The sequence below is a fragment of the Algoriphagus sp. genome (assembly GCF_029254265.1).
Lineage (GTDB): Bacteria > Bacteroidota > Bacteroidia > Cytophagales > Cyclobacteriaceae > Algoriphagus.
Window position 1 is genome coordinate 19,772 of the sequence record NZ_JAQWXX010000067.1, and the last position, 12,308, is coordinate 32,079.

Annotated in this window: 14 protein-coding genes and 1 pseudogene; 11 read left to right on the plus strand and 4 right to left on the minus strand. The window is 40.6% G+C overall.

The annotated features are described in order from the left end of the window. Window positions 1-88 precede the first annotated feature (88 nt). Window positions 89-292: a helix-turn-helix transcriptional regulator gene (locus P8O16_RS09675; RefSeq protein ID WP_300313880.1), complete on the minus strand. Its 204-nt coding sequence runs from the start codon at window positions 290-292 to the stop codon at window positions 89-91. Between the two features lie 113 nt (window positions 293-405). Between P8O16_RS09675 and P8O16_RS09680 the strand changes: the two genes are divergently transcribed. The 5 genes from P8O16_RS09680 (at window position 406) to P8O16_RS09700 (ending at window position 7,277) form a co-directional block, all read left to right on the plus strand. Beyond that, window positions 406-600, plus strand: a complete 195-nt coding sequence (locus tag P8O16_RS09680) for a hypothetical protein (RefSeq protein WP_300313882.1) — start codon at window positions 406-408, stop codon at window positions 598-600. Window positions 601-1,040: 440 nt separating this feature from the next. Next, a complete protein-coding gene (locus P8O16_RS09685; RefSeq protein WP_300313884.1) occupies window positions 1,041-2,423 on the plus strand; it encodes a TlpA disulfide reductase family protein in 1,383 nt (460 codons plus the stop codon). Then, window positions 2,395-2,523, plus strand: coding sequence for a hypothetical protein (locus P8O16_RS09690; protein WP_300313887.1), 129 nt, complete (start codon window positions 2,395-2,397; stop codon window positions 2,521-2,523). Before P8O16_RS09685 ends, P8O16_RS09690 begins: the two co-directional genes overlap by 29 nt. A gap of 25 nt (window positions 2,524-2,548) precedes the next feature. Continuing rightward, window positions 2,549-5,764, plus strand: coding sequence for a SusC/RagA family TonB-linked outer membrane protein (locus P8O16_RS09695; RefSeq protein WP_300313890.1), 3,216 nt, complete (start codon window positions 2,549-2,551; stop codon window positions 5,762-5,764). A gap of 130 nt (window positions 5,765-5,894) precedes the next feature. Further along, on the plus strand, window positions 5,895-7,277 hold the full coding sequence (locus P8O16_RS09700; protein ID WP_300313893.1) for a RagB/SusD family nutrient uptake outer membrane protein: 1,383 nt from the start codon (window positions 5,895-5,897) through the stop codon (window positions 7,275-7,277). A 53-nt stretch (window positions 7,278-7,330) separates the two neighbouring features. Here the strand turns inward: P8O16_RS09700 and P8O16_RS09705 are convergent, their stop codons facing one another. Both P8O16_RS09705 and P8O16_RS09710 read right to left on the minus strand, forming a co-directional pair. Then, the gene (locus P8O16_RS09705) at window positions 7,331-7,615 is read right to left on the minus strand and encodes a hypothetical protein (protein ID WP_300313896.1); all 285 of its coding nucleotides are present in this window, start codon (window positions 7,613-7,615) and stop codon (window positions 7,331-7,333) included. Window positions 7,616-7,777: 162 nt separating this feature from the next. Next, window positions 7,778-8,245 carry a MauE/DoxX family redox-associated membrane protein gene (locus P8O16_RS09710; RefSeq protein WP_300313899.1) on the minus strand — a complete coding sequence of 156 codons (468 nt, stop codon included), beginning with the start codon at window positions 8,243-8,245 and terminating at the stop codon, window positions 7,778-7,780. A 251-nt stretch (window positions 8,246-8,496) separates the two neighbouring features. On the opposite strand from P8O16_RS09710, the gene P8O16_RS09715 reads away from it, so the two are divergent. The 4 genes from P8O16_RS09715 to P8O16_RS09730 all read left to right on the plus strand — a co-directional run bounded on the left by P8O16_RS09715 (window position 8,497) and on the right by P8O16_RS09730 (window position 11,186). Then, window positions 8,497-9,075 (plus strand): hypothetical protein, encoded by a 579-nt coding sequence (locus P8O16_RS09715; protein ID WP_300313902.1) that lies wholly within the window; start codon window positions 8,497-8,499, stop codon window positions 9,073-9,075. After that, window positions 9,072-9,977 (plus strand): terpene synthase family protein, encoded by a 906-nt coding sequence (locus P8O16_RS09720; protein WP_300313904.1) that lies wholly within the window; start codon window positions 9,072-9,074, stop codon window positions 9,975-9,977. Before P8O16_RS09715 ends, P8O16_RS09720 begins: the two co-directional genes overlap by 4 nt. 18 nt (window positions 9,978-9,995) lie before the next feature. Beyond that, window positions 9,996-10,190, plus strand: coding sequence for a hypothetical protein (locus P8O16_RS09725; RefSeq protein ID WP_300313907.1), 195 nt, complete (start codon window positions 9,996-9,998; stop codon window positions 10,188-10,190). Window positions 10,191-10,538: 348 nt separating this feature from the next. Beyond that, complete coding sequence (locus P8O16_RS09730; protein ID WP_300313910.1) at window positions 10,539-11,186, plus strand: DUF6266 family protein; 648 nt, start codon at window positions 10,539-10,541, stop codon at window positions 11,184-11,186. A 175-nt stretch (window positions 11,187-11,361) separates the two neighbouring features. Here P8O16_RS09730 and P8O16_RS09735 read toward each other — a convergent pair whose 3' ends face one another. After that, window positions 11,362-11,505: a hypothetical protein gene (locus P8O16_RS09735; RefSeq protein ID WP_300313914.1), complete on the minus strand. Its 144-nt coding sequence runs from the start codon at window positions 11,503-11,505 to the stop codon at window positions 11,362-11,364. Between the two features lie 64 nt (window positions 11,506-11,569). Between P8O16_RS09735 and P8O16_RS09740 the strand changes: the two genes are divergently transcribed. After that, on the plus strand, window positions 11,570-11,968 hold the full coding sequence (locus P8O16_RS09740) for a transposase (protein WP_300313916.1): 399 nt from the start codon (window positions 11,570-11,572) through the stop codon (window positions 11,966-11,968). Further along, a pseudogene (locus tag P8O16_RS09745) lies at window positions 11,965-12,308 on the plus strand (IS3 family transposase); the annotation flags it as partial. The gene P8O16_RS09740 and the pseudogene P8O16_RS09745, both read left to right, overlap by 4 nt.

Below are 12,308 nucleotides of genomic sequence, written 5' to 3' on the forward strand. Positions count from 1 at the left end.
TGTCCCGAAGTAATCGGGAAGAGGGCGGGGGCTGAGGTAGATATATGGCTAGTCAATTTTGACTAGCCTTTTTTTTAGATCTGATTTATTATAAATCCTGACACACATAATCCAATAACTTACAAGGATCCTCATCAATCGCTCTTGCAATTAAGTAGAGTTCTGCGGCTGTCAGCTTGGTTTTTGGGTTGATTGTCAGCTCACTTATTCTGGGAGAACTTAAGCCTGTTTTTCTAGCTACTTCGGCTTTATTAATTGATTTCCGGTTAAAAACTTCACCAAGTCTAGTCATTTAATGTCTTTCTTTATTCTAAGTTAAAAAATCTTTAAATAAATAAAGAAAATCGTAATAAATAATTTTTAATATTTAGAATTTCTTTACATATTTACAGAAATACTTATTAAATGATTTACCGAAACAAAGGGGATACTCAGGATTTAGATAAGTCGGTTCTGATTCCAAAGAATGAAGCAAGCCAATTCAAAGATTCCTTATTAAGGACTTTGGAATTAGTAGAGCTTGAGAATAGCAATCAGGTACAGCAGGAGGATATCAAGAATATCTATAAGCTGTTAGCATACTTTACAGAGAACGAATAAGCCATGACTATATATATTTTCTCTTTATTCTTTGAATACATTCTTTTTCAAGAAAAGAAAGAGACAAGTCTTGTGTTATTTGGTAGTACTGAATTAAAATCGGAGGGTTGCGGATTATCTTCTGTAGATCGCCTTTATCCTCTGAAGCCCAAAAAGCCTGTTTGAGGCTACAAGTTTTTTAGACCGGGAAAGGGGTGGTGCACAACCCTGAGCAGAACGGTTACCTAGTCTGGCAATTCCATATCCCAGACCATACTTCCTAAATCTTTAAAAATTGAATACCTGTAAGGTACCTGGGAAGCCTTTGCCTTTTTCAAGCTAAGTCTTGAATTCTTAGTCCTCCCATCGAGATTTCCTTAAGTCAGCCAAAATAATAGCCATGATTTTAGGACAAATGTCTCAATTCCTGAGCGGTAATTCTTAACCAATCAATTCTAACTATGAAAAAAATTATATTCATATGCTTCCTAAGAGGCTTTTGCCTCCTGATACTGATAGGGATTGGAAGCAATAGTTCGGCAAAAAGTAAAGTTGACAGATCACCCGAGAGAGGAGCGAAGTGGGAATATCCCACTTCCTCTGATTCTCTAAACATTGGAGACCGCTTACCTCCGGGTATTGAGTTCTCCTCCCTTATTAATTCTTCCAATGATAAACTTCGCTTGGAGGAATTTAGGGGGAAATATCTGATCCTTCAGTTTTGGGCTCCTTCCTGTTCCGGAAGTATAGCCTCCCTCTCCAAAATCGATCAACTTGTCGCAAAGTACAGTGATCAAATAGAAGTGATTCCCATAACCACCTTCTCTGAAGAACCTGTGCAAAAGGTGTTTAACACTTACTCTTCATTGGAGGAGTTGAAAATGCCTATCCTGGTCAATGCCCAACAAATACGAGAATTCTTTCCGCATTCCACTATCCCCCATTTTGTGATTCTGGATAGGGAAGGTGTGGTAATCGCTATTACAGGTCAGGAAGACATCACCCCAGAAAATCTGGACCTTATGCTGGCCGGTAAAGAGCCCTACTTCAGGTATAAGGTTGATAAAGCTATTAAGCTAGGCCGCTATGATCGGTTAATTTCTGAAAGTCCACAGGTTGCCAATAAAAATATCTGGTACCAGTCCGCACTTACAGGATATATCCCTGATGTCGGAGGTTCTCTCATCCAGGAATTTGAAGATCTTTCCCATATCCGGATCGTCAACCTTCCACTTATTAATTTCTATAAACTGGCCTATTCTCAGCGGGATCTGGTGGATTACTTCGGTAAAAACCGAATCATTACCATTGGATTTGAGGAGGAAGAACTCTTTACCGATAAGTCAGGAGCGGACTATGTTGCTTGGAAAGAGGCCGGAAATCATGTATTCGGATACGAACTTTTGGCTCCGCCCTCCAAAAATCCCTATTCACTGATGCGTGAAGATCTCAAGCGATACTTTCCGAATATCAGCGCTTCGGTTCGAAAGGAGAAAAGAAGGGTCTATGCCCTGGTTCAGCAGAAAGGAACAAAATTCCCCAAGGCTATGGCAGGAAAAAGTTCCTATAAGGCAGACCCATTTGGAGTAGCTATGCGGAATTACCCCTTACAGGGTTTTATCTACCACCTTAATACCTATTTCTTCCAGGCAAGTCCTTATCCCATAGTGAATTTGACAGGGATTGATTATCCCATTGACCTTGATCTTAAGGTGGCTCTGGCTGATCCTGAAAAGCTACGCGAAGCACTCTATAAAGTCGGTTTGGATTTGATAGAGCGGGAGGAAGAGATCAATGTTTTGGTATTGGAAAAAAATGGAGAAACTAACCTTTTGGCCCTATGAAATCGAGCATTACGAGAACGTCACACCATGGGAAGTCCCGATGGCCATCAGGACAGAAATGCGAGATTCTCCCGAAACTAGTTCGGAACAAGCCATATGACAATTGAAAAGAAAATTATAATCGTATGAAAACTCTTATAACCATCCTCATACTTCTGGCCCTATCTTCCCACGAGATCTGCGGCCAAAGTCTTAAAGTAAACGGAACCGTACGTGACGGAAAAAGCGATGAACTCCTGATTGGAGCATCCATTCGGATAAAAGAAACGGGAATTGGAAAAATCACCAACCAAGATGGAGAATTCAGTTTTGAACTTGAAAAAGGTATCTATACCCTATCTCTCAGTTATCTGGGCTACAAATCCAGCGAAATAATAGTAGAAGTTCCACTGATTAAGCCTTTGGAAATTCAGCTTTTCCCTGAAGCTTTTGAATTGGGGCAGGTGGAGGTGTTGGCTACCGGTTATCAGGAAATCCCCAGAAGTAGGGCTTCAGGATCATTTGTTAATCTGAATGAAGAACTGATAGACCGAAGAGTCAGTACCAATCTGATAGATAGATTGGAGGATGTAACCTCAGGTTTAATTTTGAACAGAACCGGAGATGTTGGTCGAGATCCTGTTTCCATTAGGGGCAGAAGCACATTGGGTCGTTTTTCACAGCCTCTGATTGTAATTGATAATTTTCCTTATGATGGGAGTTTGGAAGATATCAACCCTAACGATGTAGCTTCTATTACTGTGCTTCGGGATGCTGCAGCAGCTTCTATTTGGGGAGCAAGGGCAGGAAATGGGGTAATAGTTATTACCACCAAGTCAGGAAAAGTTGATGAAAAAATTCGCGTGAGTTTTACCGGAAATGCAAATTGGATTGAACCTACAGATCCTTTTCTAATTCCGAATTTGGGAGTCAATGATTACATCGATATGGAGGAGCGCCTATTTGGGCAGGGGTTCTACCGGACTTTGGAAAATGACCGTGGGAATGCGGTTCTTAGTCCTGTGGTAGAAACCTTGATCGCTGCAAGAGATGGAGTGATTTCGGAATCTGAAGCTGCCGGGCAGATAGCCCAATTTAGAACTTATGACCTTCGAAATGATCTGAATCGATACCTCTATAGAACCCAACTGAATCAGCAATATAATTTGGGGATTTCAGGTGGTGGTAACTCCCATACCTATCGAGTTTCAATTGGTTATGATGATATCAGGGAGGAAGTTGAGGGGAATTCCTCGGATCGGATTACGTTTTCTCTTAAAAATGACTTTAAGTTTTTGTCTGATAGGTTAAAAGTCCAAACTGCCTTTTATGGTGTGAAAAGCCGGGCATTAGATCAAAACGCCGGTCCAGGAGATCTTTTTTTCAGTACTTTCTCTGAGATGTATCCCTATGCTAGATTGGCGGATGAGACTGGACAGCCACTTCCCCTGAATAGGGATTACCGCAATGGATTTAAGCAAGATTTGCAGGAAGTCGGGTTTCTGGACTGGTCCTATGTCCCCTTAGCCGAAAGAGGGAGGGCCGATACCCAAAGTGAACGGAATGATTGGAGGGTAAATTTGGGACTGAGTTATGATATTCTTCCCGGTCTTCGATTGAATGGTCTATATCAATATTGGGAAAACTATGGAAGGAATGAGACCATCTACAGTCAGGAAAGTTATTTTTCCCGGAATCTTATCAATGGTTTTACTGGACTAAGTCAAGATGGGAGATTGAATTATGGGATTCCCAGAGGGGCAGTGTACAACTGGTCAAACTCCAGATCCTTTTCACATAGCGGAAGAGTTCAGCTTGATTATCAAAAGGATTGGGATCAGGGTTGGAGTCTGAATGCACTTGCTGGAACTGAAGTCAAGTCACTGGAATCCACCGCACTTTCAGGAAGGTATTACGGCTATAATCCGGACTTGGCTACCTCGCAGGTAGTGGATTATGTATCCTTGTTTCCACTTTCCTTTAATGCTTTCGCCAATTCGAGAATCCCAAATACAGACGCTCAAAATTTACTGCGCGACCGTTTTTATTCTTTCTTTGCCAACAGCTCCATAGGATATAAAAATCGCTATTTAATTACACTGAGTGCCCGAAAGGATGCTTCCAACTTATTTGGTGTAGCAGCAAATCAACGATCAGTTCCCTTATGGTCGGCCGGCTTGGGTTGGACAATCAGTGAGGAAGATTTCTATGACTGGGAAGCTGTACCCTATTTGAAACTGAGGTTATCCTATGGCTATAATGGTAACGTGGATAGAAGTCTCACAGCATTCACTACTGCCCGTGGTACCTCTTTCAATCCTATTACCCAGATTCCTTATTCGATCATTGTCAATCCACCAAATGAAAATCTGCGCTGGGAGCGTATTAAGATTTCCAATTTGGGAATTGACTTCGAGAGTAGAACAGGGAGGGTGAAGGGAACGCTGGAATTCTATCGCAAAGAGGGACTGGATTTGATCGGTGCGATTCCCTATGCACCATCATCCGGAATCTCAGTTTTTACCGGAAACAATGCCAGTACCAGAACCAATGGCTATGACCTTTCCTTGGAGACTGTAAATATTCAGGGAAAATTCAATTGGAGTTCGGTTTTATTGATCAGTGGGCTAAAGGAGGAAGTAGTATCCTATGAGCAGGAAGTCAATGTTAACAGCTTGTTGGACTTTGGAATCAACGGTCTGGGGGGGAATTATTTCCCTGTTGTAGGGCGACCTCTATTTGGGGTTTATGCTCTTCCATGGATTGGTTTAAATCCCGATACTGGAAATCCAATAGGATTGTTAAATGGTGAGCCTAGTGAAGAGTATCGCGATATTATAAACACAGCCGAACTGGAGTCCCTTATTTATCATGGTTCAGCCAGACCTACCAGTTTTGGCTCTTTCCGAAATACGGTAAGCTATCAGGGTTTTAGCCTTTCGGCCAATATCAGTTATAGATTCGGCTATTTTTTCAGAAGGTCTTCTGTACAATATGAGACAATTCTTCAAGGAAGGGGAGGGCATTCTGATTACTCTCTAAGATGGCAAAACCCAGGGGATGAACTTTCCACAAGCGTGCCTTCTTTGCCTGAGGCAAGAAATCCTTTTCGGGATCAATTCTATAGAAGAAGTTCGGTATTGGTTGAAAATGGAAATCATATCAGGCTACAGGATATTCGCTTGGCTTACAGCTTAAAAAACTCAGCTAAAGAAACTGGACTTTTCAGAAATGCAGAGTTCTATCTCTATGCCAATAATCTGGGAATGCTCTGGAAAGCGACTGAATCTGATTGGGATCCGGACTTTGGTCCCATGAGGCCAAGGCGAAGTATCGCATTCGGGGTTCAGCTGGATTTTTGACAGCATCAATAAATAAATAATTAAAGGGAGCCGGTCTTCAATTTCCTCATAAGAAGAGGGTTGGTTCCCTCAAAACGACCTGTCTGGGAGCTAATCATCCCAGACCCCTTTTACCTTAAAAAAAAATCATATGAAGAATATATCATTTCAAACTAAATTAATCAAGAGAAGGCTGGGAATCCTGTTAACTCTTGTATGCTCCCTTGGAGTCTTTTCCTGTTCGGAATTTCTGGAGGTAAAACCGGATCAGAGTCTGGTTGTACCCACTACGCTGGAGGATGTACAGAGTATGTTGGATAATACCAATATATTCAATGCCCAGCCTGTTTTACCCCTTATCGCATCTGAGGAAGTTTGGATTACGGATGCCGGATTTGATGCATTGGGAAATCCTATAGAGCAAGCTACCTTTACTTGGCAGGAAGATCCCTTTTTAGGTGGCTTTGCGGGTGATTGGAATAGTGTTTACGCGCAAGTCTTCTATTCCAATGTAGCCTTAGATGTTCTCAGTAAATATGAAGGAGAAAGGAATCAGTTTTATAATACTTTACAGGGTTCTGCTTATTTTCTCAGAGCCTACGCCTACCTACAGTTAGTGGATCAATTTTCACAGCCATTCCAGAAAGGTGCAGACAATAGCAGAATTTTAGGAATAGTAATTAAGGAAAGCCCTGACGTGAATGAACCCATCAGGCGTAGCAGTCTCCTGGAAACTTACGATCAGATTTTTGAGGATTTGAATTTGGCTGTCTCCTTATTGCCTGATAGAGCTGAACCTAAAACCAGACCCACTAAAGCCATCGCTTTGGGAGCCCTCTCCAGAGCATATTTGAATACTTTTCGCTACCCTGAGGCAGCAAATGCAGCAAAGGAGGCTTTGGAGATTTATAGCGATAGGCTGGATTTCAACAATATAAATGTTAATGCCTCAAGACCGTTTGTCAGGTTTGATCAGGAAACGATATTTTATTCCACACTATTTAGCCTTTCATTTCTTAGATCCAATGAGGTGTTTGTTGATTCCACATTAATGGATTTGTATGATGAGAATGATTTGCGGAAAAAGGCCTTTTTTGATAGAGCTTCCAACGGGCAGTTCATTTACACAGGCAAAATTTCAGGTGATACCCGGAATTTTGGAGGCTTGAGTGTTGGAGAACTTTACCTCAATGCTGCCGAAGGATTTTCAAGAATGGGGGAGGATGGAGAAGCTTTGAAATTTCTAAATGAGTTGCTTGCACTTCGATATGATTCTGAATTCTGGGAACCTATTGCTTCACTTAATTCCAGTGAACTATTGGAAAGGATTCTTCAGGAGCGAAGAAAGGAACTTTTTGGAAGAGGACTTCGCTGGATGGATCTGCGAAGGCTAAACCAAGAAGGCGCAGGAATCACTTTAGTAAGGGAAGTGAAGGGACAGCGCTATGAATTAGTGCCAAACTCCTTAAGATATACTTTTCCTATACCGATGGATGAAATTACACGAAGTGGAATTGAACAAAATCCGAGGTAAAAAGAAACCCAAGGTCCAAAGGGCCTTGGGTTAATATACTATCGATACAAATTTTAAAGTTCTACAAATACTCCTTGACTAAGGATATTTGGGATTCCGGTAGCGGGATCATCGTTGGAAAATTCCACTAGACAGTCCATAGAACTTTGATTGCACTGATAGTCATTCCCTTGGACGATAGCAGTAACCTCTCTGTATCCATCAGGATGGGAAGAGTCAGGTGTCCATATTTTTGTAGCGGATCTTTCCGCTTCAAAATTTGGCAAATTCATCGCCATTGCTGCAAATGCTCCAAGTACCAATGCAAGTGCTGGAAGCAGTTTTCTTAGATTATTCATAGTATTGACCCTTTTTTAACCAATCAAAAAGAGACAAACCGTTTTGATTTTATGCCTACTCGATCAAAGGGTTTTCGGCTTGGCCCTTGCCACCATTGGGGACAGCTGTTCTTCTCCCCACAGCTGCTAAAGAAATAGTGGACTTTTTCTATTTTTTGAAGGTCATGATGTCTTGCAGGACTTGACCTTAGGCAGAGGAAATACAGCCCCTCTGCCTTTAAGTATTTTGTTCGAAGGACTACTTCCATAAAGGCCCCAGGAAGCAAATAGCATCAAGATTATATTTAGTAATAAATGCTCATCCCACCCCAGAGATTCTATAATTCCGGCGCAATTGCAGGGAACTCTTGGAAAAACTTCTATCCAGATCAATCCTATATAGGTACTGAATGCACTTAGGAGAATTAGACTTGCCAAGAAACCAAGCCATCTTGTTGCCGAGAAAAGCAATAGGACAGTCAAACACAATTCCAGAATTGGGACTCCGTAACTTAGTAGATCTGCGATATCGTAGGGAAAGACCTGATTCTGAAAAGCCCTTCTGCTTTCTTCAAAACGTATAAGTTTTTCTAAGCCTGTATAGACCCATACTGCGATTAAAATACTGGAAGGTAGTCTGTTATCTTTCATGGTTTGGAATCGAAACTTAGAAATGATAAACAGAAAAAAGCTAGGCAAAATGTCTTCTAAGAGAAATAAATAGCTGCAAAACAGGGTAAATGTCCTGTTTTTCACCTTATTTTTTAATTTATTCAGTTTTATATTTTGAAATTAGATTCCTAGTCCAGTAATTTATTTCAAGTTTTTTAGTTCAATCGATTTTCCAATGCTTTCTGCAAGAAGCTTATTAAGAAATCGATCAATTTTAACCCTTTTTAATTATGAATGGCTGTATAGAAAAAATGAAAGCAGATTATGATTCTTTGGAGATAATTCCTTTGGAATCTTACCATCATTTACTTAGGTATTTGATTCTTAAAAAAGTCAAAAGAGGTACCATTTTAAAGGAACCCGGCAAAGCAGACACCTGTAGCAGATATATCTGTGAGGGGAAAATGGGTTTTTACCTGTCCCATGATGGGATACATAGGCTTGAGAGCGTTTTTACTGTTTCGGATACTGTGTTTGACAGGTACTCCTACTTGGATGGCAGCGAAACAGATCATCTGATAAAAGCCTTAACCACAGTTACATTTTTTGAATTATCCAAGATCGGGGAAGGGTTGGTGATTAAAAATTTACCTGAATTTCATTTTTTGGCTAATAAGGTTCCTAATCGGATTAATCAACGATTAGCCTTCCTTCAACTTATGAAGGTCAAAAAACTTAAATCAGGTTATTTCGATTTAATTTCCAAATTTCCTGATTTGCATGAATTTCTTACCCAATCCGATATAGCAGGGTTCTTTAACGTGGATGTGAAAACAGTGAATCGATTCTTAAATGAAGAGCATCCATGAAGACCAATTCTTTTCCAATTGCGATTTCTATTTATTGCCCTCAGCTAGAAACAGAGGTTTTGGATTGGCTTAGATTCCATCTTCCCTCTTGGAATAAAGCTATTTTCAAGGGAATCTTTGCCCATAGAATTAATTGGTTCGCCGCCTATCTCTTGCCTGAATTTTCAAGAGAAAATTTGCAAAGCTGCATGCGGCTATTTCTTTGTCTTTTTTTATTGGATGATCTATTGGATAGAATTTCTCCCTTAGAGTCTAAAAAATGCTTGACTTTGCTTAGACAAAAAGAGACGAATTCAATTGGCTTTAATCAGGAAATTTTGGAGTTCAAGACATTGATTAAAAAACAGATTAAGGGTTTTCAGGAGTCCTCCCCAGATAATTGGTTTTCTGAATGGAACAAGATATGGGATGCATATTTAGGTGGTTTGGAATGGGAAATCACAAATAAAATGGCGAAGCAAAAGCCTGACCTAGAAGATTACTGGCAGAATAGAATTCACAGTTTGGGGGTATTTCTGGCCTTACATATTCTAAAATTAGAATTTGAACAGGAGCCTAGTCAAGCCATAAAACTTGAACAGAAAGCGGCTAAGCTAATTTGCATCAGCAATGACATTATATCCCTTTCTAAAGAAAGAGCTCTTGGAGATTTTAGTAATGGCATTCTTCTAAGTGAGTTTTACCTGGAGATTCCTGAAAACCAAGCCATAGAATTACATAAAAAACAAATTGAAATACTCACCAACGAAATATGGGAGTTATCATCTTTTAGTAAAGGATGGACCCATAACTCTGATAGCTGGCTTCGCAGCTTTTTGTTGCTCATCGGTGGCTGTCTGTATTGGTCCGAACAGGATACCCTGAGATACAGCACAGCAATAAACGGACAGATCAAAAACTAACTCAAATGAATAGAAAAAATGATCAAAAAACGATGCGTCATATTCCCCAAGGATGTTCAAAGAATTACAGGAAGAAGTGAACGATACGGTCATGATATTTTGAAAAAAATCCGGATTCACTTTGAAAAAGGAGAAAATCAATTTGTCACTATTTCCGAATTCTCAGCATTTTCCGGAATTCCCGAGCAGGTGGTAAACGATTACCTCTCTTGATTTGACTGATTAAACTTAACACTGCTTTATAATATGATTATACGGAGTGATCAGCTAAGCTAGTATTCCCCTTACATTAGGCCTCCAGGACATTCGGCATCCGACATCCGTCATCTGACATCTGTCAAAGAAAATATAAGGACTTTCATCATTGGGGATATACATATTAGATCAAATAAGGGTATTCTCTTAGGTATCGTAGCTTGGGTTGGAACCGGGTTCCTACCTACCTTCTACCTATCATCTACCTATTAAGTCCCTAGATCTCTTGGGACTTGATAGGGATTTAAACTGAGCTAGATAGCCAATGAGTATTAATTCTTTACCACCATTTATTGAAAATTAGCGATGGGAAAAATTGAAAATTTTGTTTTGGGAAGCTTCTCTGGTAGGTTGGGCAATTTGGTCATCTATCAATTGAAAGGAAAGACAGTTGTAAGGAAAAGGCCCGGTAAAAAGGAAAACTTCAAGTCTAGTCCCTTGCAGCGCTATTATCAGGATTGCTTTGTATTGGCACAGCGCTTTTTACTTCCCATAGAAGATCAGTTGAATATTGGTTTTGGTCAATTCTCAATTGGCGGCAAGCGTGGAATCCATACGGCCATGTCCTGGGCTATAAAAAATGCGATGCGAAATGAGAATGGAACAGCGGTACTTATTCCGGAAAAAATTCAAGTATCCAAAGGAGATCTGACCCCCGCGCAGAATCTGAATTTGGAAAAATTAGAAGGTAGGAATTACCGCATCACTTGGACTCCAAATGGATTCGATGGAAGTGCTAGAGATTCGGACCGCTGCTTTGTTTTACTTTATCAGCCTTCTGAAAAAAAAGTCCAGTTTATTAGATCTGGATCATTTAGAAAGCATGGATCTCAAGCCTTTAGGCTTCTTAACTCATTCACCGAAGCAGACTTTTTCTTGTATTTCGCTTTTAGTAAAAAAGTCCAAGGCGGGAATACGGTTTTTTCAGATTCTCAATGTTTGAAAGGATTTTGATTATTCGAATTTACGTTGATCGTTGAATGTTAAATATTATTGTTAAGGCGTTAAAACGTTAAGCGTTAATTGTTAAAGTGTTAAATCGTTAAGTGTTAAACGTTAATCGTTAAATCGTTAAGAATTGGAATCGTCTCCCTTCTCCCGTCTCCCGTCTCCCGACACCCGACATCTGTCATCTGACATCCGACATCCAGCTTCCGTCTCCCGTCTCCCGTCTTCGGTCTTCCCACATCCCACTTCCGTCATCCGTCATCTGACATCCGTCCTCCAACCTCCCACTTCCCACTTCCGTCCTCCAACCTCCGTCACTCGACATCTGACATCCGACATCCAGCTGTCATTCCCTGATATAGGTTGACCGTTTTAAAGCTACTTGAAAAATGTTAAAAACGGGAAAAAGGATCAATTCAAGGCGGGAATTTTCAGAAGAATTCAAGCGTAAAATAGTAGATGATTTTGAAAAAGGTGTGCTGTCGGTTCCCAAGATGGAGCGGTATTATGGTATTTCAAACAGATCCATTTACAAGTGGATTTACAAGTATTCTACTTATAATGAAAAAAACATCAGAATCGTGGAGATGAAAGACAGTCAAACCCATAAGCTTAAATTACTCGAAGAAAAAGTCAAGGAGCTGGAACGGGCTGTAGGCCAGAAGCAGATTAAGATTGATTACTTGGAAAAGATGATTGATCTAGCCAAAGAAACGTATTCGATCGACATCAAAAAAAACTCCAACACCCCACCCTCTGGTGGTTCCAATCCAACAGGCAAGTCATGAGCTATTCCCTCAATGAACTTTATCGGACTGTCGGAGTCAGCAAACAAGCAGTCCAGCAGGCTAGAACGCGTCAGGATACTTTTGACCTGGAGCTGGCCGAGTTGGTAGTGTTAGCCGACCAGCTCAAGGAAGAGCACCCCGGGTGTGGGGTTGAAAAGATGTATCGTACCCTGAACCCCAATTGGATGGGTAGGGATAAGTTTTGTGAGCTTTTTCTCGAGCTGGGCTATGGTGTCAAGCGGGTCAGAAACTACCATCGGACCACTTATAGCGGAGACTTATATTATCCCAATCTAATTGAAGGAATGAGTGTCAACAGGCCTTTCCAAGTGATTCAGAG

Excerpts from the sequence above, each read along its gene's own strand:
- P8O16_RS09675 (WP_300313880.1), bottom strand. The coding sequence starts at position 292 with ATGACTAGACTTGGTGAAGTTTTTAACCGGAAATCAATTAATAAAGCC.
- P8O16_RS09680 (WP_300313882.1), top strand. The coding sequence starts at position 406 with ATGATTTACCGAAACAAAGGGGATACTCAGGATTTAGATAAGTCGGTT.
- P8O16_RS09685 (WP_300313884.1), top strand. The coding sequence starts at position 1,041 with ATGAAAAAAATTATATTCATATGCTTCCTAAGAGGCTTTTGCCTCCTG.
- P8O16_RS09690 (WP_300313887.1), top strand. The coding sequence starts at position 2,395 with ATGGAGAAACTAACCTTTTGGCCCTATGAAATCGAGCATTACGAGAAC.
- P8O16_RS09695 (WP_300313890.1), top strand. The coding sequence starts at position 2,549 with ATGAAAACTCTTATAACCATCCTCATACTTCTGGCCCTATCTTCCCAC.
- P8O16_RS09700 (WP_300313893.1), top strand. The coding sequence starts at position 5,895 with ATGAAGAATATATCATTTCAAACTAAATTAATCAAGAGAAGGCTGGGA.
- P8O16_RS09705 (WP_300313896.1), bottom strand. The coding sequence starts at position 7,615 with ATGAATAATCTAAGAAAACTGCTTCCAGCACTTGCATTGGTACTTGGA.
- P8O16_RS09710 (WP_300313899.1), bottom strand. The coding sequence starts at position 8,245 with ATGAAAGATAACAGACTACCTTCCAGTATTTTAATCGCAGTATGGGTC.
- P8O16_RS09715 (WP_300313902.1), top strand. The coding sequence starts at position 8,497 with ATGAATGGCTGTATAGAAAAAATGAAAGCAGATTATGATTCTTTGGAG.
- P8O16_RS09720 (WP_300313904.1), top strand. The coding sequence starts at position 9,072 with ATGAAGACCAATTCTTTTCCAATTGCGATTTCTATTTATTGCCCTCAG.
- P8O16_RS09725 (WP_300313907.1), top strand. The coding sequence starts at position 9,996 with ATGATCAAAAAACGATGCGTCATATTCCCCAAGGATGTTCAAAGAATT.
- P8O16_RS09730 (WP_300313910.1), top strand. The coding sequence starts at position 10,539 with ATGGGAAAAATTGAAAATTTTGTTTTGGGAAGCTTCTCTGGTAGGTTG.
- P8O16_RS09735 (WP_300313914.1), bottom strand. The coding sequence starts at position 11,505 with ATGTCGAGTGACGGAGGTTGGAGGACGGAAGTGGGAAGTGGGAGGTTG.
- P8O16_RS09740 (WP_300313916.1), top strand. The coding sequence starts at position 11,570 with ATGTTAAAAACGGGAAAAAGGATCAATTCAAGGCGGGAATTTTCAGAA.